This window comes from Arthrobacter sp. D1-29, assembly GCF_054130585.1.
The window spans coordinates 1448246-1471998 of record NZ_CP096383.1 but is presented as its reverse complement, the minus strand read 5'-3'; the positions used below and the strand labels follow the sequence as shown (position 1 = coordinate 1471998).

The 23753-nt window shown below is 65.3% G+C and carries 17 protein-coding genes; 6 read left to right on the top strand and 11 right to left on the bottom strand.

Going from position 1 to position 23753, the window contains the following annotated elements; all coding sequences use genetic code 11:
* Positions 1–1440: a DUF58 domain-containing protein gene (locus M1E17_RS06905; RefSeq protein WP_457966361.1), complete on the top strand. Its 1440-nt coding sequence runs from the start codon at positions 1–3 to the stop codon at positions 1438–1440.
* Positions 1437–3977, top strand: a complete 2541-nt coding sequence (locus M1E17_RS06900; RefSeq protein ID WP_457966359.1) for a transglutaminase TgpA family protein — start codon at positions 1437–1439, stop codon at positions 3975–3977. The genes M1E17_RS06905 and M1E17_RS06900 overlap by 4 nt, the downstream gene beginning before the upstream one ends.
* A gap of 123 nt (positions 3978–4100) precedes the next feature.
* Here the strand turns inward: M1E17_RS06900 and M1E17_RS06895 are convergent, their stop codons facing one another.
* Together M1E17_RS06895 and rsmI are read right to left on the bottom strand one after the other, a co-directional pair.
* A complete protein-coding gene (locus M1E17_RS06895) occupies positions 4101–5600 on the bottom strand; it encodes an NAD-dependent succinate-semialdehyde dehydrogenase (protein ID WP_457966358.1) in 1500 nt (499 codons plus the stop codon).
* A gap of 196 nt (positions 5601–5796) precedes the next feature.
* Complete coding sequence (gene rsmI / locus M1E17_RS06890; protein WP_457966356.1) at positions 5797–6750, bottom strand: 16S rRNA (cytidine(1402)-2'-O)-methyltransferase; 954 nt, start codon at positions 6748–6750, stop codon at positions 5797–5799.
* Positions 6751–6796: 46 nt separating this feature from the next.
* Between rsmI and M1E17_RS06885 the strand changes: the two genes are divergently transcribed.
* Both M1E17_RS06885 and M1E17_RS06880 read left to right on the top strand, forming a co-directional pair.
* Complete coding sequence (locus M1E17_RS06885) at positions 6797–8527, top strand: dolichyl-phosphate-mannose--protein mannosyltransferase (protein WP_457966355.1); 1731 nt, start codon at positions 6797–6799, stop codon at positions 8525–8527.
* A gap of 65 nt (positions 8528–8592) precedes the next feature.
* Entirely contained in the window at positions 8593–10422 is a 1830-nt protein-coding gene (locus M1E17_RS06880) for an AMP-dependent synthetase/ligase (protein WP_457966354.1), read from the top strand.
* Here the strand turns inward: M1E17_RS06880 and M1E17_RS06875 are convergent.
* Both M1E17_RS06875 and M1E17_RS06870 read right to left on the bottom strand, forming a co-directional pair.
* On the bottom strand, positions 10413–11627 hold the full coding sequence (locus tag M1E17_RS06875) for a TIGR01906 family membrane protein (RefSeq protein WP_457966353.1): 1215 nt from the start codon (positions 11625–11627) through the stop codon (positions 10413–10415). The two genes, M1E17_RS06880 and M1E17_RS06875, sit on opposite strands and share 10 nt — an antisense overlap.
* Before the next feature lie 124 nt (positions 11628–11751).
* Positions 11752–12744, bottom strand: a complete 993-nt coding sequence (locus tag M1E17_RS06870; RefSeq protein WP_457966351.1) for a stage II sporulation protein M — start codon at positions 12742–12744, stop codon at positions 11752–11754.
* 84 nt (positions 12745–12828) lie between these two features.
* Between M1E17_RS06870 and M1E17_RS06865 the strand changes: the two genes are divergently transcribed.
* A complete protein-coding gene (locus tag M1E17_RS06865; RefSeq protein WP_457966349.1) occupies positions 12829–13629 on the top strand; it encodes an RDD family protein in 801 nt (266 codons plus the stop codon).
* A 64-nt stretch (positions 13630–13693) separates the two neighbouring features.
* On the opposite strand, the gene M1E17_RS06860 is transcribed toward M1E17_RS06865, so the two are convergent.
* The 4 genes from M1E17_RS06860 to M1E17_RS06845 form a co-directional block, all read right to left on the bottom strand.
* Positions 13694–14932, bottom strand: a complete 1239-nt coding sequence (locus M1E17_RS06860) for an Ig-like domain-containing protein (protein WP_457966348.1) — start codon at positions 14930–14932, stop codon at positions 13694–13696.
* A gap of 63 nt (positions 14933–14995) precedes the next feature.
* Complete coding sequence (gene ahcY / locus M1E17_RS06855) at positions 14996–16483, bottom strand: adenosylhomocysteinase (protein ID WP_457966346.1); 1488 nt, start codon at positions 16481–16483, stop codon at positions 14996–14998.
* A 71-nt stretch (positions 16484–16554) separates the two neighbouring features.
* On the bottom strand, positions 16555–16836 hold the full coding sequence (locus M1E17_RS06850) for a Trm112 family protein (RefSeq protein ID WP_457966344.1): 282 nt from the start codon (positions 16834–16836) through the stop codon (positions 16555–16557).
* 78 nt (positions 16837–16914) lie between these two features.
* Positions 16915–17304 carry a DUF3499 domain-containing protein gene (locus M1E17_RS06845; RefSeq protein WP_267278264.1) on the bottom strand — a complete coding sequence of 130 codons (390 nt, stop codon included), beginning with the start codon at positions 17302–17304 and terminating at the stop codon, positions 16915–16917.
* A 118-nt stretch (positions 17305–17422) separates the two neighbouring features.
* Here M1E17_RS06845 and M1E17_RS06840 point away from each other — a divergent pair, with 118 nt between their 5' ends.
* A complete protein-coding gene (locus tag M1E17_RS06840; RefSeq protein ID WP_457966342.1) occupies positions 17423–17938 on the top strand; it encodes a metallopeptidase family protein in 516 nt (171 codons plus the stop codon).
* A 130-nt stretch (positions 17939–18068) separates the two neighbouring features.
* Here M1E17_RS06840 and M1E17_RS06835 read toward each other — a convergent pair whose 3' ends face one another.
* From M1E17_RS06835 to M1E17_RS06825, 3 genes are read right to left on the bottom strand one after another with little or no spacing between them, the layout of a single operon-like run.
* The gene (locus M1E17_RS06835; protein ID WP_457966341.1) at positions 18069–19760 is read right to left on the bottom strand and encodes a DUF5719 family protein; all 1692 of its coding nucleotides are present in this window, start codon (positions 19758–19760) and stop codon (positions 18069–18071) included.
* The gene (locus tag M1E17_RS06830; protein ID WP_457966339.1) at positions 19753–23085 is read right to left on the bottom strand and encodes a glycosyltransferase family 2 protein; all 3333 of its coding nucleotides are present in this window, start codon (positions 23083–23085) and stop codon (positions 19753–19755) included. The genes M1E17_RS06835 and M1E17_RS06830 overlap by 8 nt, the downstream gene beginning before the upstream one ends.
* Before the next feature lie 29 nt (positions 23086–23114).
* Positions 23115–23660, bottom strand: coding sequence for a WhiB family transcriptional regulator (locus tag M1E17_RS06825; protein WP_457966338.1), 546 nt, complete (start codon positions 23658–23660; stop codon positions 23115–23117).
* Positions 23661–23753 lie beyond the last annotated feature (93 nt).

Below are 23753 nucleotides of genomic sequence, written 5' to 3'. Positions count from 1 at the left end.
ATGGCGATTCTGGACCGGCTGCCCCGGCATCTCTTCAGCCAGCGCGGCTGGGGGCTTTTGGCTGCCGGCGCTGTTTCCCTGGTATCAGCCCAAATCATGGGCCGGCGCGATCTTCTGAGCCTGAGTGTCCTGCTGATTATCCTGCCGCTGGTGTCCCTCGCCGGAATCAGGCTTGTCAAACCTCGTTTCCAGGTTTACCGCGAGTTCAATCCTTCGCCGGTGGAAACCTCCGCCCCCACCACTGTCCGGCTGGCGGTGGGGCGGACCGGGGTGGGCACCGGCCGCGCCATTATGGAGGAGCGGCTTCCCCACAGGTTCGGAGAATCTCCGGCGTTCCACTTCCCGGCACGCTCGGCCACCGGCGGAACCAGCAGGTATGAATACCATCTGCGATCGGCCCACCGGGGCCAGTTCCGGATCGGACCCGTTACCGCGGAGTTCACCGACCCGTTTGGCCTCTCCCTGCACCGGCAGGCCATTGACGACGGCGACGTCCTCACCGTCACGCCGGCCGCCGTCGAACTTCCCGTCACCGGGCTGGCCGGCGCACGGGGCAACGACGGCGTCACAGCCACACGGACCCGCGCAAATCCCAGCGACGATGACGTAATGACAAGGGAATACCGCCACGGCGACCCTATGCGCCGGGTGCACTGGCCGGCTACGGCCAGACACGGCGCCCTCATGGTGCGGCAGGAGGAGTCGGTGACCACTCCGGAGGCCACCATCATCCTGGACCAGCGGCATGTGACCTTCTCCGGCACCGGTGCCGGCTTCGGCGGGAACGCCTCGGCGGAGGGCCGCGACATGGCCAGCAGCGACACGTTCGAGTGGGCCGTGGTGATGGCCATGTCGGTCAGCGCGCATCTGGCTGAACGCAATTACGCCCTTCGTGTGCTTGACGTCAAGGGTGATCCCGGCTTTCTCCGGTCGCCGTCGGCGCCGGAACCGGAAACCGAAGAGTTCAGCGGCATAAGCGGCCTGCAGTCAATTGCCGAAAGCCTCGCTGCCATCCAACTCTCCGGACCCCACCACGTCCGCCGGGACTCCGGCCGCAAGGCGGAGGCTGTTTCAGGGCGCAACAACGGTGGCCCACAGGAATCCGGCCCCGCAGCCTTTGACGACCACCTCATGGACAAGCTGTCGGCCCACCGCATGCGTGGCCCGCTCATCGCGGTCCTGGGCCGGATCTCCCTGGCAGAAGCCAGAGCACTGGCGCCCGCTGCAGGATACGGAGCCAACTCTTTCGCCCTCATTGTTGCCGAGCGGCCTGCAGAATTCGACGATGTCCTGGAGGCGCTGCGGCAGGGCGGCTGGCGTGCCGCCGCGGTGGCTCCTTCGGTATCGGCGGCCACGGCATGGAGTTACTTTGACCTTGGCGGAGCAGAGCTGGACGCTGCTGCTGCAGATGTCCGGCGGGGTGCGGGGGTGGCGCGGTGACGCTTGCACCGGAACGGACCACAGCACGGCACGAACCAACATCCCCTCCCCCCGCGGCAGGAGGGTCAGCTGGCCGTGGCCGGGTGGGAGCGTACCCCTGGGCGATGGCGGGGGCGGTGGCCTTTTCGGTGGCGGGCGCTGCGCTGTCGCTCAACGGCGTCCTGAGGGGCTGGGCCTGGTTTCCGCCCGTGCTGACCACGGTTTTTGTGGTGTGCATTACCCTGGCTGCCCTGCGTGCCCTCAAAGCCCAGCCACTGGTGGTTACTGCAGGCGGGTTCGCGGCACTGGGCGGCATCCTGACGTTTACGTTCTTCAGGGGTTCCAGCATTGCCGGATTCATCCCGTCGGGGAACACCATAACGGAGCTAAACCGTTTCATCCGCCGTGCCAGCGAGACGGTGCTGGCCGAAAGTGCCCCGGTGGCGCCCAACGCCGGGATTGTGATGGTCACGTGCGCCGTCCTGGGGCTGACGGTCATCCTCATCGACGCCCTTGCGATCCCATTGGGCATGCCGGCCACCACGGGGCTGGGACTCCTGGCCATCCTGGTTGTTCCGGCGATGGTGAAACCGCAGAGCGTGGGCATTTTGGGCTTCCTCGCCACTGTGGCCGGCTACCTGCTGATTCTGGCCTGCAGTCAATGGTTCGCCCCTGATGCCCGGATACCGGCTGACACTGCACGGAACCCAGGGCAGTTCAAAAGGGCCGCGCTGACGGGGACGGCTGCCCTTGTTGCCACCATCCTGATTCCCTTCGCCATACCGGGTTTTGACCAGGGGACTTTTCCGCAGGGCTCCCGGGTGAACCCCTGGGGTACGTCCACGGGCCTGAATCCCATGATTACCCTTGGCAATAGCCTGCGCACTCCCAGCGGCAGCGGGCGGATCACCTACGCGACCAATGCCACGGCACCGCTGTACCTCCGCTCAGTGACTGTGGACAATTTCGACGGCGACTCCTGGGGCCCGGACGACAGGGACGGGTCCCGGCGGCCTGTGGCGGACGAGCTTGAAACCGGGTACGAGATCCTTGCCGACGAACAGCTCCGGCAGGTCACGGCAGTGGATACGGGCAGCTTTACGAGCCCCTACCTTCCGGTGCCCTATGCACCCGAATCGATTCGCGGGCTCAGCGGCCGCTGGACCTGGGATCCTTCCACCCTCAGCATCAAAGGCAACGATACAAATTCCCGGAGCCAGCAGTACATTGTGGTCTCCTCGGCACCAAAGCTGACGGCCCAAGCGCTGGATCAGTCATCAGGTCAGGTCCAGGGAATATCCGATGACTTCACGAGGGTTCCCGGCAACGTTCCTGACATTGTGAGGACAACGGCGGATTCCGTGACAGCTTCCAGCGACACTGCCTACGCCAAGGCGATGGCTATCCAGAAGTACCTCCGCTCGGCTGAGTTCACTTATTCGCTGCAATCCCCCGTCCAAGGCGGCTACGACGGAAACGGGCTCTCGGTCCTGGCGGATTTCCTGTCCCAGAAAAGCGGGTACTGCGTCCACTACGCCTCAGCCATGGCCGTGATGGCCCGGCTGGAAGGCATCCCCAGCCGCATTGCAGTGGGCTACGCCCCGGGCAGGCTGACGGGGGCCACCGTTCCACTTGTCGGTGTCGGCACGTTGCCGGAGTTTGAAGTGGACGCCCGGGACGCCCATGCTTGGCCCGAACTGTATTTCCAGGGCCTCGGCTGGGTCCCGTTCGAACCCACCCCCTCACGCGGTGTGGTCCCGGAATATGCAACGGAAACCTTCACCCCGGGTGCCGGAAGCCTGGACAACAATGACGATCTCCTTGCATCCAACGCCCCCGTTCCGGCTCCCACCCCAACCGCTACCCCGCTGCCTGTGCCGGGCGCAGGCGGCGGCAACGCCGGCGGAACGGACCTCCTGCCCTGGCTGCTGTGGAGTGCCGCGGGCCTTGGCCTCTTGCTCGTTGCAGCATCCCCCCGGCTGATCCGCATGGGCGTGCGGGCGGGACGTTTGAGAAGTACGGGCACCACCGCGGACGACGCCGTTCCTCCGGCCTGGTCTGAGCTCCTTGACCTGGGCACGGATTACGGGTTGTCCCCGTACCCGAGCGAGACGCCCCGGGCATACTCCGCCCGGCTGCGCAGCTCCTCCCTGATGGGCCAGGCCGGCGGAATGGACGAGGCCGGTCACCAGGCCGTTATGACGCTGACCGCCGATTTCGAACGACGGAGGTACGGGCGCCCGCAGCCGGAGGCTTCACCTGAGACGGACAGTGCACCGGCAGCCACCGCGGCCCGCCAGTCCTCCCCGGGCCACGCCGGCAGGACGGAATCGACCGCTCTTCGCATTGCGGCCATTCAGCGCTCCCTGCGCGCAAACGCCCGGCGGTCCCGGCGGCTGCGGGCCGATTGGCTGCCGCCGTCGATCCTCGGACGCCTCGGACGCATGCTGGCTTCCCCCTTCAGGGCAGTGGGCAGCCTGGTCCAATGGACGGCGAAAGCCGCCGCGCACTCGTGGATGAGAGCACGCGACGGCTTGCGGCGTTTGCGCGAGGGCTAGTGCCCTCCCCCGCCGGGCTGCGCCGGGCGGGGACTGGCCGTTGTCCTCTCGCGGTCAGCCAGCGGGGTCAGCCGGCATTGGTCAGCTAGCGGGTTCAGCCAGCCTTTGTCGGCCAGCGTCTGGTCAGCCGGCGTAAGGGTCGGCGATGCCGATGTACTGGGTGTAAAGGTATTCCTCGATGCCTTCGAGCCCGCCTTCGCGGCCCAGGCCGGACTGCTTGACGCCGCCAAAGGGTGCAGCTGCGTTGGAGATCACTCCGGCGTTAAGGCCCAGCATGCCGGTTTCAAGCTTCTCGCCCATCCGGATGCCGCGGTTCAGGTCCCTGGTGAAGACGTAGGCCACCAGGCCGTATTCGGTGTTGTTGGCCAGCCGGACGGCTTCGGCCTCGGAGCCGAACGTGGTGATCGGGGCCACGGGGCCGAAGATCTCCTCCGACAGGATCCGGGTGCCCTCGGTGACACCGGTGAGGATGGTGGGCTGGTAGAAATAGCCCGGCCCCTCCACAGGTGCGCCGCCCAGGACCGCCCGGGCGCCCGACGCCACGGCGTCAGAGACCAGTTCGTGGACCTTGTCCCGGCTCTTGGCGTCGATCAGCGGGCCCACCTTGGACTGGGCTTCGGTGCCGCGGGCGGTGGTCATCTCCGCCATTTTCGCGGCGAACTTCTCGGCGAATTCCTCAGCCACGGATTCGTGCACGATGAACCGGTTGGCCGCGGTGCAGGCCTCGCCCATGTTCCGCAGCTTGGCCAGCATGGCCCCGGCGACGGCGGCATCCAGGTCGGCGTCCTCGAAGACCACGAACGGGGCGTTGCCACCCAGTTCCATGGAGGTACGCAGCACGGTTTCCGAGGCGTCGGCCAGCAGGCGGCGGCCCACCTCGGTGGAGCCGGTAAAGGACAGCTTCCGGAGGCGCTGGTCCTTGATCAGCGGACCGGTGGTGGCACCGGCCGTGGAGGTGGGGATGACGTTCAGGACGCCGGCGGGCAGCCCAGCCTCCTGCATGACCGCGGCGAACAGTTGGGAGGTCAGCGGGGTGAGGTTCGCGGACTTCAGGACCATGGTGCAGCCGGCGGCGACGGCCGGGGCGATCTTGCGGGTGGCCATGGCCAGCGGGAAGTTCCACGGCGTGATCAGCAGGCAGGGGCCCACGGGCTTCTTGGTGACGAGCAGCCGGGACTTTCCGTCCGGGGAGACCGAGTAGCGGCCAAAGGCACGGACGGCTTCCTCGGAGAACCAGCGCAGGAACTCGGAACCATAGGTGACCTCGCCGCGGGCCTCGGCCAGCGGCTTGCCCATCTCCATGGTCATCAGCAGCGCGAAATCCTCGGCGCGTTCGGTGACCAGGTCAAAGGCGCGGCGCAGGATCTCGCCGCGTTCGCGTGGCGGAACCTTCGCCCAGGATTCCTGCGCGGCGGCGGCAGCATCCAGCGCCGCCCTGCCGTCCTCAGGACCGGCGTCGGCAATGCTCAACAGGACCTTGCCGGTGGCAGGATCCTCAACGTCAAAGGTCTTTCCGGAAGCGGCAGGCCGCCATTCACCATTGATGAGCAGGCCAGTGGGAACAGAGGCCAGCAACTCGCTCTCGCGCTTTGAGGTAACAGCTGGCGGTGCAGTGACAGTCACGATGACTCCCTCGTCAGTAAGGTTGTTTGCAGCCTGCGCGCAGGAGGCCGGCAAGGCCCGTCCGCGTGGCTGATTAACTGTCAGACTACTGCTGCGCCTGCTGAGGGGTCTACGCCTGGACGCACTACGGAATCCACCGTCTGCTGTGCACCTGCACAGTGCTTTTTTCCTTTTTCCACAACGTCCCGGAAGCGTTTCAGCGTGCCGCTAGGACCGCCGAGTAAAGCTCCCTCTTACTCACCCGGACGTCTTCCGCCACAGCAGCCACCGCCTCCTTAAGCCGGATGCCCCGTGCCACAAGTTCGTTGACGGCCTCCACGTAATCCTCGGGAGTGCCCGGTGCCTGGTCAGGTGCCCCGGCGAGCACAACGGCAATCTCACCCCGCACTTCGTTGCCCTCTGCCCACAAAAGCAGTTCGCCAACGGACCCACGGATCACTTCCTCGTAGGTCTTCGTCAGTTCGCGGCAAACAGCGATCCGCCGGTCGGAACCGAAACGCTCGCGCAATGCCCGCAGCATTGCTTCGAGGCGGTGCGGAGCCTCAAAAAACACCATGGTCCGGCGTTCGGCAGCGAGGTCGGCAAGGCGGGTGGACCGTTCACCTGCTTTCCGCGGAAGGAATCCTTCAAAACAAAACCTGTCTGTTGGCAGTCCTGACAGGGCAAGCGCCGTCAGGACGGCTGATGGTCCGGGGATGGCGGTCACCGTGAGACCGGCAGCCACGGCGCCTTCCACCAAACGGAAACCGGGATCCGAAACGGACGGCATGCCGGCGTCGGTGACCATTACCAAGGTTTTTCCCGCCTTCACCTGATCCAGGAGTTCGGCTGTTTTTGTTGCCTCGTTGTGCTCGTGGTAGCTGATGATGCGGCCGCCCACGGTGACACCGAGGCTCTGGACCAGCCGGTGCAGGCGGCGGGTGTCCTCCGCGGCAACAATATCGGCCGACGCCAACAACTCAATCAGGCGGGCCGAGGCATCCCCTGTGTTTCCAATGGGGGTAGCTGCCAGTACCACCCTGCCCGGGCCTGCGGCCACCCTCCCCGGGGAGCTGGATTCCGAAAGGGCGGGTTCTGACTGGCTGGGGGTTTCTGATTGGCCGGGAGATTCGGTGCTGGTATCGGCAACTGTGCTGGGGTTAGGGTCCACGCCACCAGCCTACTGCTGGCAGGCTGCAGCACCTGCAAAAGGTAGCATGGGGCACGTGACGCAGACCTCCACGCTGCCTGCCGAGGCCGGCCGAGCCGCCCCGGAGGCATCCATACCAGGTTCCCCCGAACGCGCCGCCCAAGGCGGCCGTGTTGCCGGCCGCCCTTGGATAAGGCGCCCGGCCGGGTCTTTCTCTGCGGCGTCCTTGGAGGAACGGCTCGTGGGGAGTGTTCCGGGCTGGCGCGACTACCCGCCCTCGCTGCGGCTGTGGTTCTGGCTGGTCCCGGTGCTCACCTCGGTCATAGGCGGAATCCTTCGCTTTGTCCGGCTGGACAGACCACACAGCCTGGTCTTTGACGAGACGTACTACGTCAAGGACGCCTATTCGTACCTGATCAGCGGCTATGAACGGAACTGGCCGGACAAAGCCAACGACTCCTTTAACGCCGGGAATCCGAACATACTCCTGGAGACTCCGGAATACGTGGTGCATCCTCCGGTGGGGAAATGGATGGTCGCCTTCGGCATGTGGCTTTTCGGTTCGGACAATCCGTTCGGCTGGCGTTTCGCAGCTGCGTTAACCGGCACCGTGTCCATTCTGTTGGTCACGCTCATTGCGCAGAAGTTGTTCCATTCCCTTCCCCTGTCAGCTGCTGCGGGGCTGCTTCTTGCGGTGGATGGCCATCACCTCGTGATGTCACGGACCTCGCTGCTCGATATCTTTTTGATGTTCTGGGTCCTGGCTGCCTTCGGAGCGTTGCTGATGGACCGGGACGACGGCCGGCGCCGCCTTGCCCGGAGATTGGCCAACCTGGCCGGCACGGCCAGGGACGGCCGGCCCTCGGCCAAACAGCTGCTGGCGGGCCCATGGCTCGGTATCCGGTGGTGGCGGGTTGTTGCCGGAGTATGCCTGGGCCTGGCGGTAGGGACAAAATGGTCAGGCCTGTTCTTCCTTGCCGGCTTCGGGCTGCTCTCCGTCGTGTGGGACCTTAGCGCCCGGCGTGTCGCCGGAGTGCGGGGCTGGTTCAGCGGCGGCATCATCAAGGATGGGGTGCCGGCATTCCTCACCATCGTCCCCGTGGCCGCCCTGGTATACGTCGCCGGCTGGACAGGCTGGATCCGTTCCGACGACGCCTACTTTCGCCACTGGGCGGAAGAAAATCCGTCGGCGGAGTGGGGATGGCTGCCCGACTGGGTCCGGTCCCTGGCCCACTATCACCTTGAGGCGTACAACTTCCACCAGGGACTGGGCTCCGAGCACCCCTACGAGGCAAGTGCCTGGAGCTGGCTGGTGATGGGCCGGCCAACCTCATTCTTTTATGAGTCGCCCCAGCAGGGCACCCCCGGGTGCAACGTAGCCAACTGCACGTCGGCGATCCTCTCAGTGGGAAATCCCCTGGTCTGGTGGGCTGCCACCGTCTCCCTGGTGGTGCTCCTGTTCTGGTGGGCCGGACGAAGGGACTGGCGGGCGGGAGCGGTGCTGGCTGCCGTCGGCGCGGGCTACCTGCCGTGGTTCCTGTATCCGGAGCGCACCATGTTCTACTTCTATGCAGTCTCTTTTGAACCTTTCCTGGTGCTGGCCCTTGTCTACTGTCTGGGCCTCGTCCTGGGCCGGGCCGGTGATCCGCCCTGGCGCAGGCGCGCCGGGTTCTACCTGGTGACGCTTTTCCTGGCCTGCGTAATCCTGCTTTCGGCCTTCTTCTATCCGGTGTGGGCCGCCGAAATCATCCCCTACCAGGACTGGCGGTTCAGAATGTGGATGCCGTCCTGGATCTAGGGCAGGATTGCATCAGACCCTGACGATTGAGCCGCTCCGCGGTGATGCTGCGGAACGGAGACCCGGTGAGAGAAGCAAGTACGGAACTGCTGGTGGAACTCACCCCGGACAGCAACGTGACAGATCTCCTGCTGGAGCAGCGCACCACCAACCCGATGCACGCGCTTTATGCCCGGCGGGGGCCCAACGGGTGGACCGACATACCGGCGCAGAAGTTCCTCCATGATGTCAGCGCGCTCGCGAAGGGCCTCATCGCAGGTGGCCTGGAGCGGGGTGACACCGTAGCCGTCATGTCAGCAACCCGGTATGAATGGACCCTGGTGGACTTCGCCATCTGGTTCGCAGGAGGCGTCACCGTCCCCGTGTATGAAACGTCGTCGGCCGCCCAGGTGGAGTGGATACTCCACGACTCCGGAGCGCACCGGGTGTTTGCCGAGGACAGCGGAAAGGTGGAGCTGGTCCGGCACATCCTGGATACGTCCGCTTTGCTGAAAGACCGGCTGGTGAACGTCGTCAGGATGGACTACGACGGCGACGCCCCCAATCTCGCCAGCCTGGCTGCCGCCGGCGCCGGAGTCACGGAAGCCGAACTTGAACGGCACCGCTCGGCAGCAGGGCTGGATGATGTTGCGTCCCTGGTGTACACCTCCGGAACCACAGGCAAACCCAAGGGATGCGAAATCACCCACGGCAACTTCGCCCTGGTTGCCGTCAACATCGTCGCCTTCCTTCCTGAGCTGCTGAGGCAGGAGCACGCCAGGACGCTGATGTTCCTTCCGCTGGCGCACGTCTTGGCGCGCGCGGTCCAGGTGGTGTGCCTCAGCGCGGGAGCCACGCTGGGTCACACTGCCAACGCCGCACAGTTGCTTGCGGATATGGGAACGTTCAGGCCCACCTTCCTCCTGGTGGTTCCGCGTGTCTTCGAAAAGTTGCGCGCCGGCTCGGCCCGCCAGGCTGCCGCGGCAGGGAGGGCCGGGGCCTTCAGCGCCGCGTCGTCCGCAGCGGTCCGGTACTCAAGGGAACAGGACCTGGCCGCCCGCGGTGAGGGCGCCGGGCCGGGCATGCTTTCCCGCGTACGGCATGGATTGTTCGACAGACTGGTGTATCCCAAGCTCCGCCAAGCCCTCGGCGGCCAGGTTCGCTACACCGTTTCGGGCGCCAGTCCGCTGCATCAGGACGACGCACATTTCTTCCGCGGTGCCGGCATCCCCGTCCTGGAGGGCTACGGGCTGACGGAGACAACGGCGCCCTGCACTGTGAATACGCCCACCCGCACCAAGGTGGGCAGCGTGGGCATCCCCGTTCCGGGCACCACCATCCGCGTCGCCGAGGACGGCGAAATCCTGGTGAAGGGCATCGGCGTCTTCAGGGGATATCACGCCAACGAAGCCGCCAATGCTGCGGCGTTCGTGAACGGCTTCTTCCGCACCGGTGACCTCGGCAAACTTGACGCCGAAGGCTTCCTGACCATCACGGGGCGCAAGAAGGACCTCCTGGTGACTGCAGGTGGCAAGAACGTGGCACCCGGTCCGCTGGAGGAAAAAATCCGCGAGCATACGCTGGTCAGCCATGCTGTTGTGGTGGGAGACGGAAAACCGTTTGTTGCCGCCCTTGTCACCCTTGATCCGGACGGGCTGGAAAGCTGGTGCAGGGAGCACAAACTGCCCGCCTTGACGCTTGCCGACGCCACCGCCGATCCCCGGGTCCGCGCAGCCATCCAGGACGCCGTCAATAGCGCAAACGCGCTCGTGTCCAAGGCGGAATCAGTGCGCAGCTTCTCGGTGCTGACAGCGCAGTTTACCCTTGAATCCGGCCACCTGACGCCCTCGCTCAAACTGAAGAGGGCCGCCGTCGTCCGCGATTTTGAAGGCGAGATCGCCAGGCTTTACGGCTGATCTGCCGCTACCACCGACGGCTCCGAATCTTTGCGCCCGGCTTTGACCAGACCGCGCCGGCGGCGGGTGGGCCACGTCAGGATCAGTGTCACCAGCGCGACAAGAAGGACCAGCGCAGCGATGGTAATACCGGCGTCGATCCAGAACTGGCCCGGGAACAGCCTGATCAGGGTGTCTTCCAGGGCAAACGTCCATGACCCGCTGGCGAAGAAGATCCGGTGGAACTCCGTGAAGAACTGCTGCCAGCCCAGCACCGCCAGGGCACCCAGGCCCAGAATGATCACCAAGGCTACGATGGAGCCCGCAAACAGGCCCCTGCGCACTCCCCCGATGCTGCGGCGGCGAAGGTAGGCAATGGCGATGATACTCAGAATGGCCAGCAGAGCGCCGGCACCAAAAGTGGAAAGGATCACGAGCTTCACATCAGCCATGTGGCTGACTTCGCCCTCTTTGAACAGCCTGTCGCCACTCCTGTTGACCAGCTCGCCCAGGTACCGCGGCGCAGCCCAGTTACTCAAGTAGTCCACCGCGTAGGACCCGTAGGTCATCCTGTCGTCAGTGCTGAAGCCGTAGCCGTCACCGGGGAACCCCGGGCGGTTGTACTCCACCCAAAGAAACAGCGGGCTGGTCACTGCCCGGACCGCCAGTACCAACAGGATGATGGGATAGAAGACTGCCAGCAGGACCTGCATGACGCGCGGCACCACCGGCTTGGCGTTCGCCGCGCTTTCGCGTTCGGCGTTCCGCCGCTCTACTTCCTCCTGCGGAGGCCGCACTTGGAGAGCGGACGTGGGCAGCGGTTCACTGAACAGCGGCTCCTGGCCTTTTCCGGCCGGATTGACTGTCTTGGCAGGTTGGGCGCCGGCAGCCTCTCCCGCGGAAGGTTCGACGGCGGCTTCCGCTGCTTTGCGGTCAGCCCGGCTTTCGGCCTGTGGTGCTGCGGCGGCTTCGGAACTGCCGCCCTGCGTTGCTCCCGTTCCGCCGCCCGCGCCCCGGGGTCCCGCACCCTGCGCTCCCGCACCTTGTGCAGCCGCGCTTTGCGCAGCCGTGCTGCCTGACCTGCCGGCCGCCGGCGTGCTGGCAGCCGGCGTGCTGGGTTCTGGAGCCTTCATCCACTCAAATGCGGGCTCGTCCGAGTCCCCGGTGGTGTCCAGGACGGGATCCGGCTGCGGCTCCGTGCGTTTGGCAGGGGTCTTGTCGTTCACTGCAGCGTCACTTCCGTTGGGGTTCGCGCCGCCCGCTCAGGTCCGGGCAGCACCATGTATCTGCTCACGAGCCTACCGTCCGCTCCTCCGGGAGGGCGAGGTGCCACCCCGGGCGGCTCCGGATTCACGCAGCTATTTCGGTGTATCCGCCCTCGTCGGCGCTGAGGTCTCCGCGGGCGCCGGACAGATACGCCCGACGGCCCCACACCAGAACGTACAGCCAGTATGCTCCAAGCACGGCTGAGCCGATCCCCAGCTTGGCCCATACGGGCAGCGGGCTGGGCGTGACGAACCCTTCCACCAGGCCGGAAACGAAGAGGACCAGGACCAGCCCAAGGGCTACTGTCACCAAGGACCTGCCTTCCTCTGCCACGGCGCGCCCCCGGGTACGCGGGCCCGGAGAAACCATGGCCCAGAAGATGCGCAGGCCCGCCGCACAGGCGATGAACACCGCCGTCAGTTCCATCAGTCCGTGCGGCAGGATGTAGCTGTAGAAGACATCGGACTTCCCTGCCGCGGCGAAGATTCCGGCAGCGATTCCCACGCCTTGGGCATTGCTGAACAGAATCATCGGCACCCAGATTCCGGTGATGCCAAGGGCTACCGCCTGTGCACTGATCCACGCGTTGTTGGTCCACACCAAACCGGCGAAGGATGCCGCCGGATTTTCGGAGTAGTAGTCAATGAAGTCCTCCTCCACGTACTGCTTGAGGGCGGAATCGGAGGCCAGTGACCGCAGAGCCTCCGGTGAGCTTCCGATCCACAGCGCGTAGGCACCGCCAATGAGGATGAACGCGGCACCGCAGGCCAGGGTCAGCCAGGTGATGCGGTACAGCGCCGCGGGCAACGCAATCACAAAAAACCGGGCGAGGTCAGCCATGAAATTTGACCGCGCCCCGGTGAATCTTGTTCTCGCCTGGGCCAGAGTGGCAGACAGGGACGCCGACAGGCCGCTTTCGGGAGCCAGTGACCTGATCAGGGAAAGATGCGCGGACGTTGCCTGGTAGAGGCGGAGCAGTTCGTCGGCTTCCTCCCCGGTAAGCCGCCGCTTAAAGGCGAGTTCATGCAGTCTCGACCATTTGTCCCCATTAACAGCGGAGAAGGCATCCATATCCACGGCACCAGCCTAGCGTCCGTGGACAATACAACAACTAGACTGTGACCGTCCACAGGATAAGGCGCGAGGAACGGGGATCCGGCATTGAGTTCGATCGTTACGGGCGAGGCCGTTGTCCTGGAGTTGCGCCCCGCATCCTTCGCGGCCCGGGGCCTGGGCCTAATGCTGGATTTCATGTTCAACGTGGTGCTGCTCATTGTGATCCTGATTGGCGTCGCAGCTGCCGGACCCGAACTTGATGAGGCCGCGATGCGCATGCTGATCCTTGTCAGCGTGGTCTTTTGCTTCGTCATTGTCCCGGTTGGTTTGGAAACCCTGAGCCGGGGGCTATCGCTGGGGAAACTGGCCGCGGGGCTGAGAATTGTCCGTGATGACGGCGGAGCCATCCGGTTCCGTCATGCCCTGATTCGGGGCCTGGCCGGCTTCCTGGAAATTTACCTCACGCTCGGCGGACTGGCCATCGCCGTGGCCCTGTTCAACGACAAGTCCAGGCGCCTGGGGGACATCATGGCGGGAACCTACGCCCTGCGAACCCGGGTACCCGTTGAAGGGGCAGTCCGGGTTTTCGTCCCCCCTCATTTGAAGGCATGGGCGGCAGTGGCTGACATCGGACGGATCCCTGATGCCACAGCCCGGCAGGCCACGCAATTCATCCGGCAGGCAGCCCTGATGTCTCCGCTGTCCAGGAACGGCATGGCCGCCACGATCGCGACCGAGCTGGCAGCCCACGTTGCCCCTGCTCCGCCGCCCGGAACCAGTGCCGGCGATTACCTTGCTGCTGTCATCGCCGAGCGCCGTAACCGCGACTTGACGAAACTTCAGCACGCCCGCCGCCGCAACTCGAAAGTTGGCGAACGGCTGGACCGCCTGCCTTTCAGTTCCTAGCTTCCGTAGTTCTCAGTCCGTAGTTCCTGGTTTGCAGTCCTCAGCCTGCAGGGCAGCTCGGTTATTAGTTGTCGTACTCCGCCCACGGGATGTTCCAGTCGCCGTAGCCGTCATCGTGGGCAGCGTAGTCACCCTCGGTGTTAACGATCTGCACCACGTCTCCGGTGGTCATGGCACCGAAGACCCAGGCAGCGCCGTCGGGAGCGAATCCGATGCAGCCGTGCGAGACATTTTTGTTGCCGATGTAGGGGAAGGCCGATTCCAGGGCCTGGTGGATGTACGCACCGCTAAGGGTGAGCCGGATGGCGTACTCCACGTCCACTTCGCCGTAGTAGGCGGGGTCGCCGGGCTTGAGGCCGATGCTGGCCGCCCTGAAGTGGTCATGGCGGTTCTTTTCCATCAGCACCGCGTAGCCCCGGGCCGACGGGAAGCGTTCGTCGCCCATGCTGACAGGCAGCGTCTTAACCACCTGGTCGTTAATGCTCAACGTGAAGGTGTGGGCGGCGGCGTCGGCTATGGCCACCCGCTTATCGCCGATGGCAACGTTGACCTTTTTATTGAAGTTGGCGATTTGACCGTTGCCGAGGTCAACACCGAAGAGTTGCATGTCCATGGTGATGGTGGAATTGGCGGTCCAAAACGCCTCGGGACGGTAGCGGACCATGGTGTCGCTGAACCAATGGAAGGCCCCGGTCTGGCCCGCCGTGGAGGTGACCTTGATGGCCTTTTCCACGGCGTCCTTGTTGAGTACCGGCTCACTGAAGATGATCTGGAGGGGCTGGCCCACTCCTACTTTCATGCCGTCGAGCGGATAGATGGCGGCGTCCGCTTCGTGGGTGCTGGCAACAGTACTGAAAGAGTGCGTGGTGCTGGTTTCGCGCCCGGCACCGTCAGTAACCACATAGGTGTAGCTGTAGTCAGTGTTGAATTTCAGCGGCCCAGGTGCCGTCCAGCTGGTTTCGTCCGCGCCGAACGTACCTTCGATAGCCTCGCCGGCAGTGCTGGTCAGGGACACCCGCTCAATCTTGCCGTTGCTGACCTTGAGTGAAACGGGAGTGGCTGGGTTAACTTGCCTCGCACCATCGGCGGGCGAACTGTCCAGCTTTAGCGGCGGAACCACCGGCGACGCCAGGCCGGGGGCTGACCGCATGGCTGAAGCCGCCTCCGACTCCAAGGTCCCTGGGGCGAAACCAGGCGCGACGGCGGCGAAAACGCCGCCGGTGGCCGCAAGGACGCAGACGGCAGCCACCAGGAGAATCTTCTTGGCCGTTCCCCGGGCGCGCGGCTTAACTTCAGGCTCCATAGACCGATCTTAATGCTTGGAGGTAACAGCCCCGGGCGCGCTGGGCACCCGGGGAGTCACACCTCAGTAACGATAGTGCTCGGGCTTGTACGGTCCGGCCACGTCCAGGTCCAGGTATTCGGCCTGTTCCTTGGACAGCTCCGTCAGTTCGACACCCAGCGCAGCAAGGTGCAGCCGGGCCACCTTTTCGTCCAGGATCTTCGGCAGGACGTAGACCTGGTTCTCATACTCGCGCTGGCCATCGGACTGGTCCTTTTTGGTCCACAGTTCGATCTGCGCAATGGTCTGGTTGGCGAAGGAGTTGCTCATCACGAACGACGGGTGCCCTGTTGCGTTTCCGAGGTTCAAGAGCCGGCCCTCGGAGAGAACAATGATGGACCGCGCTGCCGAACCATCGGTGGCGTCGCCTTCGAAGACCCATTCATGGACCTGGGGCTTGATTTCCACCTTCTTGATGCCGGGAATCCTGGCCAGGCCGGCCATGTCGATCTCGTTGTCGAAGTGGCCGATGTTGCCCACGATGGCCTTGTTCTTCATGCCCGCCATGTGCTCGGCCATGATGACGTCCTTGTTGCCTGTGGTGGTGATGAAGATGTCGCCCAGGGCAAGTACGGACTCCAGCTTGGCCACCTGGTATCCGTCCATCGCGGCCTGAAGGGCACAGATGGGGTCGATCTCTGTGACAATAACGCGGGATCCCTGACCGCGAAGTGCCTCAGCCGCGCCCTTGCCAACATCCCCGTAGCCGCAGACCACAGCCACTTTTCCGCCCATCAGGACGTCAGTGGCACGGTTAAGGCCATCAGGCAGGGAATGGCGGATCCCGTATTTGTTGTCGAACTTGCTCTTGGTCACGGAGTCGTTGACGTTGATGGCGGGGAAAAGGAGTTTGCCCTGCTCCGCCAGCTGGTAGAGACGGTGGACGCCCGTTGTTGTTTCTTCGCTCACGCCCTTGATGGACTGCGCCGTGCGGGTCCACTTCCGGGGATCCTGCCGGATGGATGCCCGCAGGACCTCCAGGAAGATCGCATACTCTTCGGAATCCGCTTCATCCGTTGCCGGAACGGCACCGGCCGCTTCAAATTCAACACCCTTGTGGACCAGCATGGTGGCATCTCCGCCGTCGTCCAGGATCATGTTGGGGCCCAGTTCAGGGTTGGTGTCCGCGCCCGGCCAGGTAAGGATCTGCTCCGCCGTCCACCAGTATTCTTCGAGGGTCTCGCCTTTCCAGGCGAAAACAGGCACACCATGGGGGTCCTCAACGGTTCCGGCGCCCACCACAACCGCAGCGGCAGCCTCGTCCTGCGTGGAGAAGATGTTGCAGGAAGCCCAGCGGACCTCGGCGCCCAGCGCCGTGAGTGTTTCGATCAGGACGGCAGTCTGCACCGTCATGTGCAGCGAACCGGCGATGCGGGCACCTTTGAGCGGCTGGCTAGGGCCGAACTCCTCACGGAGCGACATCAGGCCAGGCATCTCATGTTCGGCCAGGCGGATCTGATGGCGGCCGGCCTCGGCCAGCGAAATGTCGGCAACCTTGTAATCAAAAGTCATGGGAATCCTTAGCTCTGTCCGATGGACGCGACAGCCTTGAAGCGTCCGGCGTCATTCGTGTGGTGGGGTGATCAGGCAGTGGGGGCTGCGCCGGCGGCAGGGTCATGCCCGGCCTGGTAATACTCAACCGGATAGTGCTCCACTGCGTCGTGCTCATCTGAACCCGCTGCTTTTGCTGCCTGCAGCAGCTCCGGCGGCAGGAGCAGGGGTATCCCGTCCTCGATCGTGTAGCGCAGCTTCACGCCGGACTCCCCCGCCGCCGTCGAGACGAGTTCTTCGCCGTCCTGGACCAACGGAGATCCCGTAACAGGACACCGCAGGACGGACAACAGTTCAGGACGGATCTTTGGCATGGGTTGAAGCTCCCTGACGGGCGCGATTGCGCCGGTGGCTGGCTGATGTGCAGCTTCCAGCCTACCGCCAGAACGGTGTCAGGACGGTTCACGCAGCACACGGAGATGGCCGCGGCGGGCGCCATCCGTCCGGGCTGGGGCTTCCAGGGTTGAATGGATTGAGCGGTGGGCCTGGGCCGGCTGCGCCTGCGGTGGAAGGGCTGCGGCCTCCCGCACAGCGTTGGCAAGAGCCAGCAGGTCGTCGGGTCCGGGCTGTTGCGGCGTGTTGGGCATCGCCAGGCGCAGGACTTCCCACCCCCGCGGCACGGTCAGTGAGCCCGCATGCTGCTCGCACAAATCGTAACAATGCGGCTCAGCGTAGGTGGCCAGCGGACCCAGTACAGCGGTGGAATCTGCATAGACGTACGTCAGAGTAGCCACCGCCGATTGGCGGCACGCTGACCTTGAACACTCACGGATAGCTCCCACGACATCCCAGACTACTCCGTCTGCACGCTGGATTGCCGTATTGCCTTCAGCACGCCGCGCCCGCTGCCTGCGCACCGATTGTGTCGCGTAAATCTTCCGCCGGGTTTAGAGTCAATGTATGCAGTCATCGAACCATGATTCAGCTTTTACGGTCCGGTTGGCTGACCCGGGTGCCAGCAGTGAAGGTACCGGTTCGGGCCCCTTGGGCAGGAGCTTTGCGATGCGCCGCCGGAACCGGCACGGCCGCGGCCTGCGCGGGGAACTGATGCTGCCCACCCATCCCGGTTACCGGACGCGGTCGGACCGCTTTGACGACATGGTGCTGGACTCCGCGCAGCGGCTCCACGACATCTGGGGCAAGACCCTCGACGGCGTGCGGTTTGCCGTGGACGAGATACCCCCAGAGCTTGAGCGGCTGGTAGCGGACTCAGCCCCGCCACCGATGGGTTCCTACACCCCGGCAACCTCCGAGGAAGGCCCTGTCATCACGCTGTACCGGAGGGTGGTGGAGCAGGGGTGCGCCAGCCGGGAGGAGCTTCAGGACCTGGTCCACGATGTTGTGGTGGAACACACCGCCGAGATGCTTGGCGTGGCACCGGAGACCCTGGACCCTGTTTACCGGCGACGTTACTGATTTACCGGCGACGATACTGCCCGGCGCCGATGCTCGCCCGCCGACGATGCTGGCCCGCCGGGCCACGTTAGCCCTTGGGCTGCTCCGGACAGCTTTAGGAACGCGCCCCTGAGTAAACAATTTAAGCGGCTCAGTAACCGAGCGTGACCGGGACTTTCTCCTGGCCTGACGCTGCGGGCGTGAGGGACAAAGTGGAGATGTCGTCGCGACCGTCCTGCTGAAGCAGCAGCGCCCCGTATGCAGCACCGCCGGACGCTGACACCACGTACCCCACCACGACGGCCTCTTCCACCTTCTCCGGAACCTGGATGGAGGTTGTTGTCCCCCCGGCAATGTCTGCTGATGCTGCCCCGTGGATGGTGCCATCGGCGGTGATGGCCGAGTAGGAAATGGTGGCGCGATCCTCCAGGGCCCCGAAGACCAGGGTCCTTCCGCCTCCTGGGGGCACCGGCACGACATGCTGGCTGCCCAGCCTGCTGGCTGACGCTGACCACGCGACGTCGGACGCCTGCTCACTGTTGACGCCGCGGGTTACGCGTGCAGCAGCCACAAACGATACGTCGGAGCTGGCGGAGACTGTGTAATGTCCCGCCGGGACTCCCGCGAGGGAAATCTCGGTTACCGCCCCTGCTTTTGCCGTGACCACGCCACCACCCGCAAGAGCCTGCTGGCCGTCGCGCCCGAACATCTTGACTTCCACCACGGCGTCCGACGGCCCGGGTACTGTCAGCTGCAAGGCAGGACCGGCATCCTCGAAGCCTCTTTGCCCTGTCATCGCTGCTATTCCGGCGGGCTCCTGGATATCCAGCCCTGTCATCACCTGTCGTGCGGCGGGGGCAGCCCCTGGCGCAATGTAGTCCACCCCGCCGGGGGTGAGTCCACGCAGGACACTTTGTTGGATGACGGCGGCGACGGGGCCTCCCACACTGCGGACGTGCACACTCAGCTGGGCTTCGCCAGGCGCCAGTCCGGCCAGGACCACCGACCGGGTAGTGCCGGGGGCCACCAGCAGGCCGCGGCTTCCCGGTGCATGGATCTGGCCTTTGGCCCCATAAAGTTCCAGGCTGACGGTGGCCGGCGTTGTAGAGGCATTGCTGAGCACCAGCAGCGAAGTGCGGCCCACCTTGGTGCTGGCTCCGGCCAGCCACAAGTCGTTGGCGGGCTGCTGGCAATTGGCGGCCGCAGCTCCCTGCAGGTCCCCATCGGTGGCCGTGTATTTCATCAGCGCACCCGCCGACGCTTTTTGGTTGTCCACCGCCTGAGCGCTCAGCACGCTGACGTCGTCCACGGCATGGCGCGGGACAACAGCCGCCAGGAGGTCCTGCGGGCCGGCCGTTGCTCCCGCCGGAGCCTCTTTCCCGATCTTGACGGCGGAGGTCCCGTTCAACGCCGAAAGCCGGCTGTCCGGCAGATCGCCCCCGGCGGCACTCAGCACCGCCCCCGTGACGGCGCTGGCGGCCGTGGCCGATTCGGGGCTGAACTGCGGATCCGTTCCCGCCTCGGTGCCTTCAAGAAGCCTGGCGGGACCGGGGCATACGCCAACGCTTGAGCCGGCAGGAACAGCCGCCAGGGCCGCAGGGATCGTCCGGTCACCCGCCGGCTGCGGGGCCAGGGAGGCCGCGGTCACCAGTCCGCCCGCGGCCGCAAGAATTGCCACAGCGGACAGGAGCCTGACCAGGACACTGGCGGAGGGCTTGCTGCGGGGTGCTGACCCATGCTGCGGCTCGGCTTGCGGCTGGTCTTCTGCCTGGGGGGCGGGGGCCGGCGGTGGCGCTGCCTGGACAGCGTCAGTCCCCGTTTCATCCGGTGTGGACTTATGCATTTTGGTGTTCCTTACGCAAGGAGCCTTCGTCCCTTGACAGGCCGGCGTTGGGCCGACGGGCAGGCATGGGGATCGCGAGCATCACGGTAAGTCCAATCACCGTGATCTGCCCAATAGCGGACCACAGAGCCCATGGGTTGTCGTAGCGGATGGTCAGTTGGCCGGCCGCCGGCGGCAAGGTGAAGGCCTGTGCCCAGCCGGACGTAGTCGACGTAAGTTTCCGCCCGTCAAGCCAGGCGCTCCACCCCGGATCAGCGCGCTCGGCCAAGACCACCAGCCGCCCCTCCGCCCCTTCCGGGACGGCCGTGCCGACGTCGTCATATCCGGACGGGAGCAGCGTAACCGCAGCGCCCTTCCCATCCACGATCCGCACCCGGTGGGCAACGTCCGCGGGCTGCAGCACCGGCTGGTTTAGTGGCGTGATCCGCCATAGCCAGCCCACGTCAGTCTGCCCGACGGCGATGAGGCCCGGCACTGCATCCATCCTGCTGGCGGTCAGTTGCGCAGCGGTATCTGCCGAGCGCAAGACCACAAATCCGATGCCCAGCTGTTCCAGCTCCGGCCTGGGGTCCACGCCCTGCCCTGCCACGATGGTGGCAACCACGCTGCGGATGACCGACGTGACGCCGTCGTCCTCCCGGACAGTTTCAGCTCCCGGAGCGCCCAAAATATCCCGCGCCGCGGCGATGGTGGAGAGGCTGTCCAGTGTTGTTCCGGCGCCGCGCATCAGGGTGGCGTCAAACGTGCCGTTTTCCTTGGTACTGATCAGCAGCGTGCGCGTCTGCTCGGGCCCGGTGCCCCGGTCAATCGCAGTGGCAGGGAGCGTCCGCGGACTGACTGATTCCACGAGCCGGGGGGTGCCCAGCGCTTCCGGGGCGGCTTCTTCCGCCTGGGGGGCCGCGGCAGTGGACCGCAGCAGGTTCTGGGCCGACCATGCGGCCATGCCGGCCAACGGGCCGGCCAGGAGGAGGACCATGGACAGGGCCACCGTCGACCGGACAAGGACATTCCGGCGGGTGCTGGCAGTGGAAGCAATCTCTGCGAAGCCCAGCAAGCGTTCCGCTCCGATGAGCGCTGCTCCAAGCAGCGCGAATCCCGCGGCGGAAACGGCCGGGCCGGTGAAGGGCGTCACCAAGGTGTCGGCGTTGGCACCCGTGGCAACATGGCCTGCCAGCCAGCCCCCGGCGAGTACGATCAGCGCGGACACCCAGAGCGCCCGTGCTGTTCCTGCCCTTCTGCCCGGGACGAAAAGCGCAGCGGCGGACAGGAGCAGCACCGGAACGCCCACCAGCAAAGCGAGCAGGAGTGCCCACGGAACGGCCTGGCCGGTGAAGTACGGCAGACCGGTCAGCCCTGCCTCCGGGCTGAAGGGCAGCGGCCGCCCCAGCAACTGCTGCCACAACGGGGCAGCATCAAACCCGACGGGAACGCCGGGGTCCGCCAGGATGGCCCGCGGCCTGTCAAGCGTTGACAGACCGAACGGAATGAACAGGGCGGCGGCAGGCAGCAATGCCCACCACACCGTGCGCCCGCGGCGGCCGAGAAGAAGGCCGCACAGGACGATGATGAGGGCCGAGGGTATCAGCAGTGATGGCGCCGAAGCACAAACGACAGCCATTGCCAGGCCCGCGGCGGCGGCAGCTGTCCAGGATGGCATCCCGTTGATTCCCGGCCGCACCGGTGGCTTCTCGGTGAAACGCCGCTCGGCGGGGGACGGCAGCAGGAAGCGGCCATGACCCACCGCGCTGCCGGTTGCGCGCAGCAGCCCCAGGACCATCAGGGGAATCATGACGTGCGTCACTAACGCCCCCACCCGGCCTTGGTTCAGGGCAACCTGCAGCGCAGGAGCCGCCGCCCAGAAGAGCCCGGCGATCAGGCGGAACCTGCGCCGTGCCGTAAGGGCCCCGGACGCGAACCATGCTGTCAGCGCGGAAAGGGGTGCCGCCAGCAGGAGGAGCCAGGCCATGGCGGCGTTGGCGTCGCCTCCGCCGAGAAGGCCCAGGATCCACAGCACGTAGCCGAAGGGGTCTCCCCTGCCGGGAAGTCCTGCACCCAGGCCGATCCACCAGCTGGAGGCGTGGTGCCAGATCTCGCCGATGGACGAGGAGAGCGGGATGAGGCCGCCGCCGGAAACAGCCTCGGCGCGGAACAGGCCGGCCAGCCCCAGGAGGGATGCAACCGAGGCAATCAGGACAGCAGCAAGGGCGCCGTTGCCTACCCAGCCCCGTTCGGTTGTGGTCAAGGCTGCAAAGTCGTCGGCCGAGTCACCGCTGGGTTGGTCGGCCAGGGGATCCGGCCCCAGGCCTTGACCGGAAGCATCATCAGCCCCAATCGCCTCCATCAGCGATCTGCGGTGGTTCCAGACCTCGCGCCGGGGTGTCTGCAGCTTCCGGATCACGGACCGCCGGATCCGCCTGGTGCTGGCGGCCACCCTTCTGCCCCTGGCCACGGCGGCGGGCCGGGCCAGGGCAGCGAAGGTTGCGGCGAGCTGCGAGAACCCGTGCCCCGGATCCTTGACAGCAATGCTGAGAACCAGCTTGAAGATGCTCCCCACCAGCGCGCCTACCGCATGGAAAGGAACCTTCCACAACGGAGCGTGCTTGAGCCGCAGATGGACCTGGGCCTTCCGGGCAGCAGCCGGGTTCCCCAACGCATGGGGCCTGTGGGCTACGTGGAACATACGCGCCGTGGGAACCACCACCACACGGTGGCCGGCCAGGCGGTTACGCCAGCAGAAGTCAACATCATCGCCGCTGCCGGGCAGGGCAGGGTCAAAGCCCTGAAGGTGCTCCCAGACGTCACGGCGGACCAGCATGCCGGCGGAATTCACGGCGAAGGTATCGCTGCGTCCGTTGTATTGGCCCTGGTCCAGTTCGTCGGCGTCAATGAGGGTCAGGCGTTCGGCCCAGCCGCTGGTGGAGAGGCCCACGTCAATGAGGCGGCGCCCTGCGTGCCAGTCCAGCTGCTTGCAGCCGGCCACTGTGACTGAGGGGGCCCGCTCCACGGCCCCAAGGAGCTCGGCCAATGCTTCAGGAGCCGGCGCGGCGTCGTCATGGATGAGCCAGATCCATTCCGTGGCAGCCCTCTCGGACTGACCGCTCCAGGGCGCCAGCGCGTCCAGGCCTGCCTTGACAGCGCCACCCATGCCGCCCTTGCCGTGCGGGCGCTGGACGACGTTGGCTCCGCCGAGGGCAGCCTCAAGCAACGCAACGGAATCGTCGCGTGAACCTGCGTCAACGCCGATGACCGCGTCCGCGGGACGGGTCTGATCAGCCAAGGCCGCCAGGGTTCTGGGGAGATAGGCACTGCCATTGTGGGACACCACAACGGCAGTGACGTGTACTTCCTGGAGAATTAGATTGCCCGCTTCCTCAGGCGCCGGCGCTCACGCTCGGAAAGGCCACCCCAAATGCCAAACCGTTCGTCGTTCGCGAGGGCGTACTCAAGGCATTGCGACCGTACGTTGCATGCGCCGCAGACCTTCTTGGCGTCACGCGTTGATCCGCCCTTTTCCGGGAAGAAGGCTTCGGGATCAGTTTGGGCACACAGGGCGTCAGTCTGCCACCCCAGCTCGCCTTCGTCAGCGAAGTCCTGCTCGAAAGGCAGTCCGATCCATATCGGCTGGGACGATGCCCCGGCGATACGCGTCTGCAGTTCCATCGGCGGGTCCAGGTCGTCTTCGTCCTGGTCATGCTCGCCATCCAGCAGAGCTTCATGCGCTGCCAGGAAAGCCGTGGCCTGGTCCTGCAATGAGTCTTTGGTGTTTTTGTTGTACCGTTCGGCGGCATCGGGATCTGCAGGATCCACGTACCAGTCACTTGGCACGCCCCGTGCCCGGTATTTTGCCGTAGCCTGTCCGGCGACGACGGCATCTTCATGGATACGCTCTACTTGCCCCAATGCGACCCTCCTGATGTTGCAGCCGTTGCCTGGATACTTGGACACTCGGTTGTGTGCCGGTATTTGCGCAGTGGCTCTCGATATCTAATTACA